This window comes from Anoxybacillus tepidamans PS2 (assembly GCF_000620165.1).
In the GTDB taxonomy this organism is placed as follows: Bacteria; Bacillota; Bacilli; order Bacillales; family Anoxybacillaceae; genus Anoxybacteroides; species Anoxybacteroides tepidamans_A.
Genome location: NZ_JHVN01000002.1, coordinates 110710 through 124536 on the forward strand (window position 1 = coordinate 110710; position 13827 = coordinate 124536).

At 42.5% G+C, this 13827-nt stretch carries 14 protein-coding genes; 5 read left to right on the plus strand and 9 right to left on the minus strand.

Annotated features, from left to right (window positions below):
- Positions 1 to 356: 356 nt before the first annotated feature.
- The gene (locus N667_RS18220; RefSeq protein WP_035097955.1) at positions 357 to 1304 is read left to right on the plus strand and encodes a COX15/CtaA family protein; all 948 of its coding nucleotides are present in this window, start codon (positions 357 to 359) and stop codon (positions 1302 to 1304) included.
- Between the two features lie 32 nt (positions 1305 to 1336).
- Here the strand turns inward: N667_RS18220 and pyc are convergent, their stop codons facing one another.
- The 3 genes from pyc to N667_RS0103370 all read right to left on the minus strand — a co-directional run bounded on the left by pyc (position 1337) and on the right by N667_RS0103370 (position 6477).
- Positions 1337 to 4780 carry a pyruvate carboxylase gene (gene pyc, locus N667_RS0103360; RefSeq protein WP_027408266.1) on the minus strand — a complete coding sequence of 1148 codons (3444 nt, stop codon included), beginning with the start codon at positions 4778 to 4780 and terminating at the stop codon, positions 1337 to 1339.
- A 64-nt stretch (positions 4781 to 4844) separates the two neighbouring features.
- A complete protein-coding gene (locus tag N667_RS0103365) occupies positions 4845 to 6065 on the minus strand; it encodes an FtsW/RodA/SpoVE family cell cycle protein (RefSeq protein ID WP_027408267.1) in 1221 nt (406 codons plus the stop codon).
- 124 nt (positions 6066 to 6189) lie between these two features.
- Entirely contained in the window at positions 6190 to 6477 is a 288-nt protein-coding gene (locus N667_RS0103370; protein ID WP_027408268.1) for a YlaN family protein, read from the minus strand.
- Positions 6478 to 6683: 206 nt separating this feature from the next.
- Here N667_RS0103370 and N667_RS0103375 point away from each other — a divergent pair, with 206 nt between their 5' ends.
- Positions 6684 to 7187: a hypothetical protein gene (locus tag N667_RS0103375; protein ID WP_027408269.1), complete on the plus strand. Its 504-nt coding sequence runs from the start codon at positions 6684 to 6686 to the stop codon at positions 7185 to 7187.
- 41 nt (positions 7188 to 7228) lie between these two features.
- On the opposite strand, the gene N667_RS0103380 is transcribed toward N667_RS0103375, so the two are convergent.
- Complete coding sequence (locus N667_RS0103380; RefSeq protein WP_027408270.1) at positions 7229 to 8560, minus strand: PhoH family protein; 1332 nt, start codon at positions 8558 to 8560, stop codon at positions 7229 to 7231.
- Positions 8561 to 8691: 131 nt separating this feature from the next.
- Here N667_RS0103380 and N667_RS0103385 point away from each other — a divergent pair, with 131 nt between their 5' ends.
- The gene (locus N667_RS0103385; RefSeq protein WP_027408271.1) at positions 8692 to 9288 is read left to right on the plus strand and encodes a YhcN/YlaJ family sporulation lipoprotein; all 597 of its coding nucleotides are present in this window, start codon (positions 8692 to 8694) and stop codon (positions 9286 to 9288) included.
- Positions 9289 to 9321: 33 nt separating this feature from the next.
- Here the strand turns inward: N667_RS0103385 and N667_RS0103390 are convergent, their stop codons facing one another.
- On the minus strand, positions 9322 to 9777 hold the full coding sequence (locus N667_RS0103390) for a pyridoxamine 5'-phosphate oxidase family protein (RefSeq protein WP_027408272.1): 456 nt from the start codon (positions 9775 to 9777) through the stop codon (positions 9322 to 9324).
- Between the two features lie 114 nt (positions 9778 to 9891).
- Between N667_RS0103390 and N667_RS0103395 the strand changes: the two genes are divergently transcribed.
- Positions 9892 to 10092: a YlaI family protein gene (locus N667_RS0103395; RefSeq protein ID WP_027408273.1), complete on the plus strand. Its 201-nt coding sequence runs from the start codon at positions 9892 to 9894 to the stop codon at positions 10090 to 10092.
- Between the two features lie 32 nt (positions 10093 to 10124).
- Here the strand turns inward: N667_RS0103395 and N667_RS0103400 are convergent, their stop codons facing one another.
- Genes N667_RS0103400 through typA form a run of 3 tightly spaced genes read right to left on the minus strand, consistent with a single transcriptional unit; the run spans position 10125 to position 12606 of the window.
- Positions 10125 to 10412: a hypothetical protein gene (locus N667_RS0103400; protein ID WP_027408274.1), complete on the minus strand. Its 288-nt coding sequence runs from the start codon at positions 10410 to 10412 to the stop codon at positions 10125 to 10127.
- A 13-nt stretch (positions 10413 to 10425) separates the two neighbouring features.
- Positions 10426 to 10743, minus strand: coding sequence for a YlaH-like family protein (locus N667_RS0103405; RefSeq protein ID WP_027408275.1), 318 nt, complete (start codon positions 10741 to 10743; stop codon positions 10426 to 10428).
- Between the two features lie 21 nt (positions 10744 to 10764).
- Positions 10765 to 12606 (minus strand): translational GTPase TypA, encoded by a 1842-nt coding sequence (gene typA / locus N667_RS0103410; RefSeq protein ID WP_027408276.1) that lies wholly within the window; start codon positions 12604 to 12606, stop codon positions 10765 to 10767.
- Between the two features lie 118 nt (positions 12607 to 12724).
- Between typA and N667_RS0103415 the strand changes: the two genes are divergently transcribed.
- Complete coding sequence (locus N667_RS0103415) at positions 12725 to 12910, plus strand: YlaF family protein (protein WP_027408277.1); 186 nt, start codon at positions 12725 to 12727, stop codon at positions 12908 to 12910.
- A gap of 29 nt (positions 12911 to 12939) precedes the next feature.
- Here the strand turns inward: N667_RS0103415 and N667_RS0103420 are convergent, their stop codons facing one another.
- Positions 12940 to 13737, minus strand: coding sequence for an inositol monophosphatase family protein (locus tag N667_RS0103420; protein WP_027408278.1), 798 nt, complete (start codon positions 13735 to 13737; stop codon positions 12940 to 12942).
- Between the last annotated feature and the right edge of the window lie 90 nt (positions 13738 to 13827).

A 13827-nucleotide genomic window follows, 5' to 3' on the forward strand; every position in this document is an offset into this window, starting at 1 on the left:
CACTCATCAATATCTTAACGTATTTTAACACATTTTTAATCGTTATTCCTTTCTTTATAATATTAAATCACATTTTTTTAGCGAATTGTGAACTTTTTTTGGATAATTTGTGTCAAATTTTTGACTAAAATGTTGCCCCTTGTATATGCCCATTAATATTTCTAGCAAACTCCCGCGCAACATTCAACATTTTTTGCAGAAATAAGCATTTATTTGTTTTCCACTTTGAATATGTTATAAAATAATGTTGCTCATTGTCGAAATTGCTCGATCTGCTTATTTCGTGTAAGATAAACATATACTTTACTAGATTATTGACAAAATCAATACTTTCCAATACAAGTAGGTGAAGAATTTTGCAACGTTCTTTAAAATGGTTTGCTTTAGCAACGACAATTGCGATGCTGTTTGTGTTAATTGGTGGAGCGCTAGTGACAAAGACGGGATCTGGAATGGGATGTGGACGTTCTTGGCCGCTTTGTCAAGGTGAGATCATTCCGTCGAACATCACTCCAGAGCTTGTGATAGAATTAAGCCACCGTCTAGTTTCAGGTCTGGCGGGATTCTTGGTGCTTGCCTTGTCGATTTGGTCATGGCGGGCAATCGGGCATATTCGTGAAACGAAGTTTTTGGCGAGCGTTTCATTTATTTTTCTTGTCCTCCAAGGTCTTATCGGCGCAGCCGCTGTTGTATGGGGGCAGTCTGATTTTGTGCTGGCCTTGCATTTTGGCATTTCTCTTATATCGTTTGCTTCGGTTTTTTTATTAACACTTCTTATTTTTGAAATCGATAAAAAATTCGACGCTCAGTCATTAGTTATTGACAGCAAGATGAAAATGCACATTTACGGTATAATCTCTTATTGTTATATTGTCGTCTATACGGGGGCGCTCGTTCGACACAAACATGCGAGCCTAGCATGTCCTAGCTGGCCGCTCTGTTCTAATACACGCCCTTTTCCTATGCAACTCCATGAATGGATTCAAATGGGCCATCGCCTTGCAGCGGGGTTAATTATCGTTTGGATTTTCATAGCAACAATTCGTGCAATTAAATATCATAAACATCAACGGGTGATTTACTGGGGATGGATCGCCGCTCTCGTTCTCGTTTTATTGCAGATGGCAACCGGTGCGCTGGCCGTCTTTACACAGTTAAACTTATATATCGCTCTAGCCCATGCCTTTTTCATCTCGTGCTTATTCGGCGTGCTTAGTTATTTGTTATTGCTTGCGGTGCGAAGCAAACAAAACGAACAGCTCTCACGACAACTTGAACATCATACACACGCTCTTGTTAAATAGAAAAGCGCTAGGATTTCTCCTAGCGCTTTATTTTATTTCGTTAACTCAATGAGCAAATCGCCCGCCTGAATCGCATCTCCATTTTTCACATAAATATCTTTGACGATTCCCGAAAACGGCGCCTGCACCGTTGTTTCCATTTTCATCGCTTCTGTAATCATTAAATGATCGCCTTTGTTCACCTTTTCACCTGATTCTACGAGCACTTTCACAACCGTTCCAGGCATCGTGGCCGCAATGTGGTTCGGATTGTTTTTATCAGCTTTAATTCGCTCGACAACTGCCGACTTAATGCTTTCATCGCGAATGATAACTTCACGCGGCTGGCCGTTTAATTCGAAATAAACGACCCGTGTGCCATCGGCTTGCGGCTGACCGATTGCCACTAATTTCACGATTAATGTTTTTCCTTTTTCGATTTCGACTTCAATTTCTTCTCCAAGTCTCATGCCGTAAAGGAACGTTGGGGTATCAAGAACAGAGATATCGCCGAATTTTTCAACCGTCTGCGTATACTCTAGGAATACTTTAGGATAAAGAGCGTAAGCAATCGCATCAAAATCAGTTGCTTCCCTTCCTAGCGTATGGAACAGTTCTTCTTTAATTTTGCCGAAATCAACTGGTTCGAGCAATTCCCCTGGTCTGACTGTGATCGGTTCGCGCCCTTTTAAAATAATGCGCTGCAGCTCTTTCGGGAACCCGCCCGGCGTTTGTCCTAAATATCCTTCAAACAATTCCACAACGGAATCCGGGAAGTCAAGCGTCTCTCCCCGCTCATAAATATCTTGTTCCGTTAAATTATTTTGCACCATATAAAGCGCCATATCTCCCACTACTTTAGATGAAGGAGTTACTTTGACAATATCGCCAAACAAGTCGTTGACGCGCCGATACATTTCTTTTACTTCATCCCAGCGATCGCCAAGCCCTACTGCTTTCGCTTGCTGCTGTAAGTTGCTATATTGTCCCCCTGGCATTTCATGCATATACACTTCCGTATGCGGAGCATTCATGCCACTTTCAAACTCTTGGTAAAACTTGCGTACATCTTCCCAATAGCGAGAAAGCTGTTCAAGCCCTTGGATATCAACGAGCGGAGCGCGCTCTGTTCCTTCTAATGCATAATAAAGCGTATTGGCACTTGGCTGCGATGTTAGTCCAGCCATCGAACTAATCGCTACATCAACAATGTCAACGCCCGCTTCGATCGCTTTTGCATACATATAAATACCGTTGCCGCTCGTATCATGCGTATGAAGATGAATCGGAATATCGACTGTTTCTTTTAAAGCGGAAATGAGTATATACGCTGCTTGCGGCTTCAATAGTCCAGCCATATCTTTAATCGCCAAAATATGTGCGCCTGCTGCTTCCAGTTCTTTTGCCAACGCTTTATAATATTCAAGATTATATTTTGGACGGGCAGGGTCTAAAATGTCTCCTGTATAGCAAATAGCAGCTTCCGCCACTTTTCCTGTTTGTTTCACAGCATCAATGGCAACAGTCATTCCCTTGACCCAGTTTAAGCTGTCAAAAATGCGGAAAACATCGATGCCAGCGTGCGCTGACTTCTCAACAAATTCTTGAATGACGTTATCTGGATAGTTTTTGTAACCAACCGCATTAGCAGAGCGAAGCAACATTTGGAATAGGACATTTGGAACCCGCTTGCGCAACTTCAACAAGCGATCCCATGGATCTTCCTTCAAGAAACGATAGGCGACATCAAACGTTGCTCCTCCCCACATCTCAAGGGAGAACAAATTCGGCAACAGCCGGACCGTCGGTTCAGCAATATGCACTAGATCCGTTGTACGAACACGAGTGGCAAGCAGCGATTGGTGAGCGTCACGGAATGTCGTATCGGTTAAAAGCACCCGATTTTGCTCTTGAATCCAGGCTACGAGCCCTTCAGCCCCTTTTTCGTCTAAAATTTGCTTCGTGCCGCTAGCAATTGGCTTTGAATCGTCCATTTTCGGAATGCGCGGCTTTTCAAACACCGGTTTTTTCTTCTTGCCTATGCCTGGGAATCCGTTGACCGTCACATTGCCGATGTATGTGAGCATCTTCGTTCCGCGGTCTTTCCGTTTCGGAAACACGAACAATTCCGGCGTCGTATCGATAAACGACGTATCATACTCCCCTGATAAAAACTTTGGATGCTGCACGACGTTTTCTAAAAACGGAATGTTCGTTTTAATGCCGCGAATGCGGAACTCGCGCAAGTTGCGGAGCATTTTCCGCGCTGCTTGTTCGAATGTTAACGCCCATGTGGATAATTTCACAAGCAACGAGTCGTAATATGGTGTAATGACCGCTCCTTGGAACCCGTTTCCGGCATCTAAGCGCACACCAAAGCCACCGCCTGAACGGTACGCCATAATTTTTCCAGTATCAGGCATAAAGTTATTTAGCGGATCTTCGGTCGTTACACGCGACTGAATCGCATATCCATTAATTCGAATATCTTCTTGTGCTGGAATTCCAACTTGTTCACTATGAAGCGTGTGCCCTTCCGCTATTAAAATTTGTGACTGCACAATATCGATACCTGTGACCATTTCCGTAATCGTGTGCTCTACTTGAATGCGCGGATTGACTTCTATGAAATAAAACTGATCCCCTGAAACGAGAAACTCAACCGTTCCCGCATTGACATACCCGACGTTTTTCATCAGTTTGACCGCTGCTTCACAAATGTCTCGGCGCAGCGCATCCGACAACGAGACGCTCGGAGCTACCTCAACAACCTTCTGATGGCGGCGTTGCACAGAGCAATCTCTATCGTATAGATGAACAATGTTTCCAGCGTAATCGCCCAAAATTTGAACTTCAATATGCTTCGGCTTTTCAATCAGCTTTTCAACATACACATCTTCGCTTCCAAACGCCGCTTTTGCTTCTGATTTTGCTCGCTCATACGCTTCTTTCACTTCCGCCTTTGAGCGGACGATGCGCATGCCGCGACCGCCGCCGCCTAAAGCTGCTTTAATAATAATCGGATACCCATATTTCTCGCCAAAACGAACGACTTCTTCTAAACTATGTGCCGGACCATCGCTTCCCGGAATGACGGGAATTCCGGCTAACTCCGCTTGATGGCGAGCTTTTACTTTATCACCGAACATGTCCAAATGCTCTTCGTTCGGTCCGATGAAAATGATGCCTTCCTCAACGCATCGTTTCGCAAATTGAATATTTTCTGAAAGGAATCCATATCCTGGATGAATCGCATCAACATCATGCGCTTTTGCAATTTCAATGATCCCTTCGATATCTAGGTAAGCTTCAATTGGCTTTTTTCCTTCGCCAACTAAATACGCTTCATCCGCCTTATATCGGTGATAAGAGCCGGCATCCTCTTTAGAATAAATAGCAACAGTACGAATGCCTAGCTCATTGCAGGCACGAAAGACGCGAATTGCGATTTCGCCGCGGTTTGCAACTAATACTTTGTTAATTCGACGTGTTTTCATCTTTTATTCCTCTCCTCCTTTCTAATAAAACTATAATGGTTTTGTAAATTTGTAAATATGCTTTCTAAAAAGTCAGACCTCTTTTTAACGGTTTTTTTTCATCAACGTCCACTTTTGTTTTATGTTTATATTGGGCTTCGTATTTTACAAACATCGATATATTCGTTAATACACCAAGAGAAGTCATAAACAGAACAAGCGCCGAACCACCATAACTCACCAGTGGAAGCGGGACACCAGTAATCGGTATTAGTCCCGTGGCACCGCCTACGTTAATGAATGTCTGGATGCCAATCATTGAAGAAATGCCGATCGAAAGTAAACTGCCGAACGCATCATTGCATTTCCTAGCAATCCAAAATCCTCTTAAAACAATAAAGGCTAAAAGCAAAAGGACAAATGCAACCCCAAACAGTCCCAATTCTTCAGCAATCACAGCAATGATAAAGTCGGTATGCGATTCAGGCAAATATCCATATTTTTGAATACTTTGACCGAGCCCAAGCCCTTTCAATCCGCCAAGACCGATGGCTAAATAAGAATTGACTAATTGGAATCCAGCGTCATCAAAATATTTAAATGGATCAAGAAACCCGTAAATGCGCGACATTCTTTCTTTTGAGAAAATTTTGCTCCACACAAAAGGAAGAATAGCAGGAGCAGCCAAAGAAGCCATTAATATAAAAAACAACAATTGCTTCCATAATAAACGAAAACTTAAACCCGAAGATAAAATAATGCATGAAGCGATAAACAGCACAATCATCGCTGTTCCAAAATCGGGTTGAATGGCGATAAGAAAACAAATCCATAATGTATAATAAATAGGAAAGAGCTGCCCTCTCACCGGCTCTGCTAGCCTTTTTTGTTTGTTGGCAAACACCGCCGACAAATAGACAATGAGTCCTAGCTTTACAAGCTCCGCCGGTTGGATGCTAAAAAAGCCTAGCCTAAACCAGCTTGTCGCATTGTTTGCAGTATGACCAAGAAAAGCAACGGCAATCAAAAGGATTGGAGAAATAAAAAAGATTGCTTGGACCATTTTTTTTCCCGCCCATATTTTATATGGGACGATCATCGTAAACAAAAAGCAAAAAGCAGAAATAATCAGCCACATTTTCTGCTTTTGGAAAAAATAATCGCTCGCTACTCCAAATCGTGTCACAGCCGCTACCATGCTCGAACTGTACACCATAATTAGTCCAAAGATCGCAAGCATCCAAATAGCAATAATGAGCGGATAATCATAAGATTTCATAATATTTCTAAACAGTTGCTTGTCCATCTTTCCTCTTCCTTACTGATGTTATACTATTAAGTAACATTCGCAATAAGATTTCGTTTTCCTTCTAAAAACACAAAAACTCAAACGATTGCCGGATTTCAACCGTTTGAGTCAACATCTATCATTATCGTACACGCTTTTTTGTGGAAGCTTCGTGAAGCATTGAAAGTTCACGTTCCAACGTGTCAAGAAGTGCTTTTCCATCCTTTTCGTCAACAAGACCTAGCCGAATGGCAAAATCAATTTCGCGCGATAGGCCAAACATTTGCGTATCAAGCACTTCTTCGTAAAGAGGGCATTGGGGCATTGTTAAGTTGTCCATTTGCACTTGAATGAGCTTGACAATTTTGTCCGCATCTGTTTTCAGAAGCGCATACGCTTTTTCTCGATAGTTAACTGCACCGTCTGTCACATCGATCCCTCCGTTCTCCCCTAATCCTTCTATAAATCTTAACGTGAATCAAAAAATTTTGCAAGATGAAAGACTTGTCACCGCTTGAGCATGACAAACCTGCTATTTATCATTATACTAAAACTAGCGTATTTTTTCGTTATCCATTATTTTACGATAAACAAATGAATGTTAGTGCGCAAACATTTTACAGAGGTGGAGGCAGAATGGATCGTATTATTCCAATTACAGGAAAAGTTAAGTTTTCGATTACGCTGGATCCGGGTGTATGGATTTTCGACGATCGTAAAGTCGAGTTGGAATCTTATTTTTCCGGTCAAAATCAAAAAGAGGAGCAATCGCAAAAAGAGGACGAAATTCAAAAAATTTCAGCTTATTGGGATCGTGAAATTCAAGAAGGGGCCGTCTTTCCGCCAACGTTGAAAACGGAAAAAAAATTCGCTAAAGAAAAGCTGATTACTGGAACATTTGCCATGCCGCTTGCGCCGTTTTTGCGCAATGCCGAAGTGCTCCCTGAGGCAACATCGTTTAGCATTATCACCGAAAACGAAGAGGTGGCAATCCCTCTTGAAAAGGCCTATGAATTGATTCTCTGTTTTTCTAAAGATGGGAAACCATTGAAAGAAGATGGACCTGTTCACGTGTATTTTGGAGACGGTTCAAACCGCTCACATCCAATCACTTATGTACGGCAATTTATTGTTCGATAGCATGGCCCCTTAGGCTGTCCGATAAAACGGGACAGCCTTTTTTACAATAAATCTGCAGCCAGCTGGGCCAATCCCGATCGTTCTCCTTTAATTAGGCGGACATGGCCGGCAATTTTTTGTTCCTTAAACTTTTCCACAACGTATGTTAAACCATTGTTATATTCATCTAAATATGGATGATCGATTTGCTCTGGATCTCCCATGAGAATAATTTTACTTTTTTCGCCGACGCGCGTTAAAATCGTTTTGACTTCATGCTTCGTTAAGTTTTGTGCCTCATCAATAATGATGAACTGTTCTGGTAAGCTGCGACCGCGTATATACGTAAGAGCCTCTACTTCAATGGAACTCATTCCTGCTAAAATCGCGTCTAACTCTCCTGGTTTTTTTGTGTTAAATAAGTATTCAAGGTTGTCGAAAATCGGCTGCATCCATGGTCGCAACTTTTCTTGCTTTTCTCCAGGTAAAAATCCGATATCCTTGCCAACTGGAACAATCGGTCTAGCAACAAGCAGCTTTTTATACGTTCCTATATCTTCCGTCTGCATGAGTCCTGCCGCTAACGCAAGAAGCGTTTTTCCTGTCCCGGCCTTTCCGATCAGCGTGACAAGTGAAATATCTTCGCGCATCAATAGTTCAAACGCCATCGTCTGCTGGACGTTGCGGGGGCGAATCCCCCATACCTGTTCATGCTGAAACACTAATTTTTTCACTTTTTTTCCTGCATGATCGACAATTCCGATTGCGGATGCTGAACTGCCGAGAGCATCTTTCATAATAATGAATTGATTTGGATAAAAAGGATGGTGGGCAATTTCCGAAAGAACAAGTTCACCTTTTTCATAGAAACGCTTTAAATGCTCCATATTTATGTACAGCTCAAGAAACCCGGTATAAATATGGTCAATGTCGACAACGCGGTCACTCAAAAAATCTTCGGCCTGCAATCCAATCGCATCCGCTTTGACGCGAACGAGAGCATCTTTGCTCACTAAAATGACCGAACGCCCGTCTTCTTTTGTTTGCTCTTCAAGCGATAAGTTTTTGGCGACAGCCAGAATGCGGTTATCGTTCGTTTTTTCCACAAAAATTTCCTGCAATTGGTGAAATGAACGATGGTTTAATTCAATACGAAGGACCCCGCCGTTGTCTAACAAAATTTTCTCGTGTAATTTTCCATTTTCCCGCAGCCTATCGATTAGTTTCGATACTTGACGCGCATTTCGCCCGACTTCATCCATGTTCCGCTTTTTGGAATCAACTTCTTCTAACACAACAGCCGGGATCACCACTTCATTATCTTCAAATGAAAAAATGGAATAAGGATCTTGCAAAAGCACATTTGTATCTAACACATATATTTTGTTCCCCAAAATTCCACGCCCCCATTTCGTTTATTTGTTAAATTTTTTTGGACGGGATGTTGTTATATAGTATGAGCAAACGTATAAAGATAGAAGGTGATTCGCAAAATAAAGTTAAAAACATATAGAGGTGCAAAACAATGAACTATCGCTCTCTTCTTAGCATTGCTCTTCCCTTTTTTCTTTTGTTTGGGTGCGGCCTAGGCAATGATAACTCAAGCACGACAGATCAATCTTTAGTTCGAGTGAAAAATACGGTTAATGAAAAGATCGAAAATAAATCTGGACAACAAATCGCTCATCGGTTAGTCGATTTAGCCAACCGCGTGCCGAACGTGAACGATGCAACCGTTCTCGTTGTTGGAAAATACGCGATTGTCGGCATTGACGTGAATAGCAAAATGGATACGTCACGAGTAGGCACTGTTAAATACTCTGTTGCTGAAAGCTTGCAAAAGGACCCATACGGAGCTAATGCTATTATTATTGCTGACCCAGATTTATATATGCGATTAAAGAATATCGTTCGTCAAGTTGACAATGGGCGCCCTGTGCAAGCATTTATGAACGAAATCGCTGCTATTGTTGGACGGGTCATGCCGGAAATACCAAGCGATTTATTGCAAACGAAAAACCCTTCCCCAACGAATGAAAATAACGCTGAGCTTAATAAACGAGAAGAAAGGCAGCTAAATGACCGGCAAAATAAGCAATCAAATGATTATTTAAATAAATAAGAGCCTAGCCGAAATAGGCTAAGCTCTTATTCCTTAAGCATTTTTAAGCGCCGTCATCACTTGGTTATCGAGTTTTGCAGCCGCTTGGGCGTCGTACGTTTTTTCATATTTTGGTTCCACAGAGATTTTTGACCCGTAAAACATGACATCGCGCACTTCGCTAATAGCGATCTCCACTAACGCTAACTTAAGCGGCACCCCTTCCATTTTTTCCGCTTTAATATTCGCCTTTCCGCTAATAGAATACGTCGATTCATTAGCAATAATGTTTACAACAACAAGCGGATTTTTTTGAATATTTTGCACGATACGAGAACGGTTGTCTACCGCAAAATAAAGCCGATCTTCACTCGGCGCGTAAATCCATGAAATTGCGCTCACGTTGGGACCGCCTGTTTCATGATCAATAGTCGCTAGCGTCACAAACCGTTCTTTTTGTAGCGCTTGAAATAGCGGCTCTATCAGCTTTTGCTCTACTGCGTTTGCCATGTAAAACCCCTCCAAAACAATGTTATTTATGGTTTTATCATACCTATTTTCTCCAAAAAGGAAAAGAAAAATGATATAATAAAGCTAGAGTGATTCGAAGCAACGAGGTGTATAATGAGAGTTAAATGTATTCTTTGTGATCAAATCAACATCATTGACGATGAATCATTGCTTGCTAAACGGTTACGCAACCGTCCAATCCACACATACATGTGTAAAGATTGCCATGAGCGGATTGCAGAAAAAACAAAAGCGCGGCTAGCAACGGGAAAGTTTCGTCTGTACCGGTCGCAGGCGTCCCATGACGAATGGTAAAAGCACTAGGCTTCATGCCTAGTGCTTTTCCGTTACATTGGATAATTCATATACTTGTCAGGTTCATTTTCGATTTGTTCAAGCAGCGCTTCAATCAATTCAGCCGGGAAGCGCATTGTTTTTTGTTGCTCCTCTTTCTCATAATGGATGAGATACATCGCGTCCTCTTTTTGCACTTCAACATTAGCAACACGAAAATCGTTTTTTAATATTTCTCGAAAAAAGGAAGCTGTTTCCTGTGCCGCTCGATCATTAGGACGAGCATCCGCTACGACCTGAATCGTAAGCCAATTATAAAAAGCATCCTGCAACGATTTCATCATTGCCACCGCCTTATTCGCTCGCCTTGATTTCCTGTTTCTTTGACTGATGCAGCCGCACTTTATAAATAATTAAAATAAGAGCGGCTATCACTAGTCCTTCGGCAACGGGCAAAAATACGGCAAAAAACGTTAAAATAGTGCAGCCTAATGCAAGCAATGCGTAAATGATTACATTTTTCAACAACGGCAGCTTTTTGGCGAATCCGAGTCGATATACAATAGCCGATAATATAAGGACTGTAATATAGAGAAGCCACATTCCTTGCTTCGGATTGGTATGCACTTGATATAACGATGCAAAAAAGGAAAGTCTTTCAATGACGTTCAACATTCTTCCCTCCTTACCTCTTTATCTTGCCTGTTCTGCTGCTTTCTTTTTCTTAGCTAGCTTCTCTCGCTCATTTTTATCTAAAATTTTCTTGCGCAATCGAATCGACTGTGGCGTTACCTCGCAATATTCATCGTCATTTAAATATTCGAGCGCTTCCTCAAGCGTCATCAGACGCGGTTTTTTCATCGTTACCGTTTGCTCTTTCGTCGATGAACGAATGTTTGTTGCGTGTTTCACTTTACAAATGTTGACGACTAAATCATTTTCCCGCGTGTGCTCCCCAACAATCATTCCTTCGTATACTTCCGTGCCCGGTTCCACGAAAATCGTACCGCGATCCTCTACCTGCATAATTCCGTAAGACGTCGCCTTTCCTGTTTCCATTGAAATGAGCACACCTTGACGCCGTCCTCCGACCGCTCCTTTTTGCGCAGGAGCATAATGATCGAATGAATGATTTAAGATGCCGTAGCCGCGTGTTAAAGACATAAATTCCGTGCGATAGCCAATTAAACCGCGCGCTGGCACCATAAATATCAAACGGACTTGTCCATTTTCATAATGAATCATGTCGACCATTTCACCTTTACGCATGCCAAGCGACTCCATAATCGCTCCTGTATACTCTTCCGGAATATCGATTTGCACCCGTTCGATCGGTTCAGAAAGCACCCCATCGATTTCTTTCATAATCACTTCCGGTTTTGATACTTGCAATTCAAACCCTTCACGTCGCATATTTTCAATTAAAATGGACAAATGAAGCTCGCCGCGGCCTGACACAGTCCACGCATCGGGAGAATCCGTTTCCTCGACACGCAAACTGACATCGGTTTCTAACTGCATCCGGAGACGCTCTTCAATTTTACGTGCTGTTACATATTTTCCTTCTCTTCCGGCAAATGGGCTATTGTTCACTAAAAATGTCATCTTTAGCGTCGGTTCGTCAATGCGCAGCGCTGGCAGCGCTTCCTGGTGCTCGATTGGGCATACCGTCTCACCCACGTTAATATCTTCCATGCCTGACACCGCGATGATATCGCCCGCTTCTGCTTCTGTAATCTCGATCCGTTTAAGCCCGATGAAACCGAACAATTTTGTCACCCGGAATGTCTTAACCGTTCCATCGAGTTTCATTAATGCGACCTGTTGTCCAACTTTAATCGTGCCGCGAAAGACGCGACCAATCCCAATCCGTCCGACATAGTCGTTATAATCAAGAAGGGCGACCTGGAATTGCAACGGTTCTTCTCGATTGTCAATAGGGGCAGGAATATGCTCAATAATCGTCTCAAACAAGGCTGTCATATCATCGTCTTGTTTATGTGGATCTAAGCTCGCCGTTCCATTTAAGGCAGACGCATAAACAACCGGAAACTCTAACTGCTCTTCTGATGCCCCCAATTCAATAAATAAATCAATGACTTCATCTACCACTTCTTCCGGACGGGCAAACTCTCGATCGATTTTATTGACGACAACTATCGGCGTCAGCTGCTGCTCGAGCGCTTTTTTCAATACAAAACGCGTTTGCGGCATGCATCCTTCATAAGCATCCACAACAAGCAGCACGCCGTCGACCATTCGCATAATCCGCTCCACTTCACCGCCAAAATCGGCGTGTCCCGGCGTATCTAAAATGTTAATGCGCGTATCTTTATAATGAATGGCTGTATTTTTCGCCAAAATCGTAATACCGCGTTCACGTTCTAAATCATTGCGGTCTAACGCCCGCTCTTGCACATATTCATTCGTGCGAAATGTTCCTGATTGGCGCAACAATTGATCGACTAGCGTCGTTTTCCCATGGTCAACATGGGCGATAATAGCAATATTTCGAAGATTTTCTCGCCGTTTCACTTTGTTCACTCCTATGTGTAAATTGCTCGTATATTATACCATAAAGAACGTGGCAAAGCGGAATGTTTTCGTGTAGACTAAAGTAAGAGGAAAGTGCAGCACAAGAAAGGAGATTGGCATGAAACCGTTCCAACCGGTGTTTTTATTGTTTGCAATTTTAGCGGCTTCCGCGATTATGGCCATCGGCATTTTTATTGCTGAACAAAGCATAATCGGTGTCGTCATTTCTTTCATTATTTTCCTAGTAGTCATGGGAATCGGATTTGCGACTAAAAAACGGATGCGCGAAAAAGGCATGTTGTAAATCGGGACAAAGGGCTTGCTTGTCCCGATTTACGATTTGCGTATGTACCGGTTTAAAATCTCCTCATGAAGTCCTGGCTTCGATACAAAGACGGAACTTGGGCGAAGCAGTTGAAGCGGTTCGCCGTATATATCCGTCACAACACCGCCTACTTCTTCCACAATGACAAGCCCTCCGGCAAAATCCCACGGTGAAAGTCTCATCGTGATGTACGCATCAAGCCGTCCCGCGGCGATATATGCCATCTCAAGAGCAGCCGAGCCATATGACCGCGTTCCCCTTGCTTCTTTTACAAGCGGGGTCAATACACTCGGGTCGATTCGTTTATTTTCAATGACCCATGCAGCATTTAAACAAACGATAGCCTCTGGGATCGATACAGGCTGTAATCGCGGAAGCGGACGATCATTCAAAAAAGCCCCCTTGCCTTTTCTCGCATAATACAGTTCATCGTTTACGACATCGTACACATAACCAAGCATTCCAACAGCATTTTCAAAAACACCGATTGAAATTGCAAAGTTTCGCTTTTGATGAATAAAATTCATCGTTCCATCGATCGGATCAATGACCCACACAACGCCTTCTAGCGCTGATACATCGTCGCCAAACCCCTCTTCTCCAAGCACGCGATGAGTCGGAAACTTCTTTCTGATTCGCTCTATGAAAAATTGTTCAATTTCTTTGTCTACATTCGTTACTAAATCGCTTCGGCTCGATTTTGTTTCAATGGTTAATGTTTGATCGAATGTTTCCTTAATACGCGCGCCCGCTTCTATAATCCACTGTTGTACGCATTCGTCAATTTGCTCCCAATTTACGCTCATTTTATTCCTCCTGTTATAAAAATGGTCATAAACATGTATGTATGAATATACAATTAGAATAGTGTGATTTGGCTGATTCGGCAAGAAAAA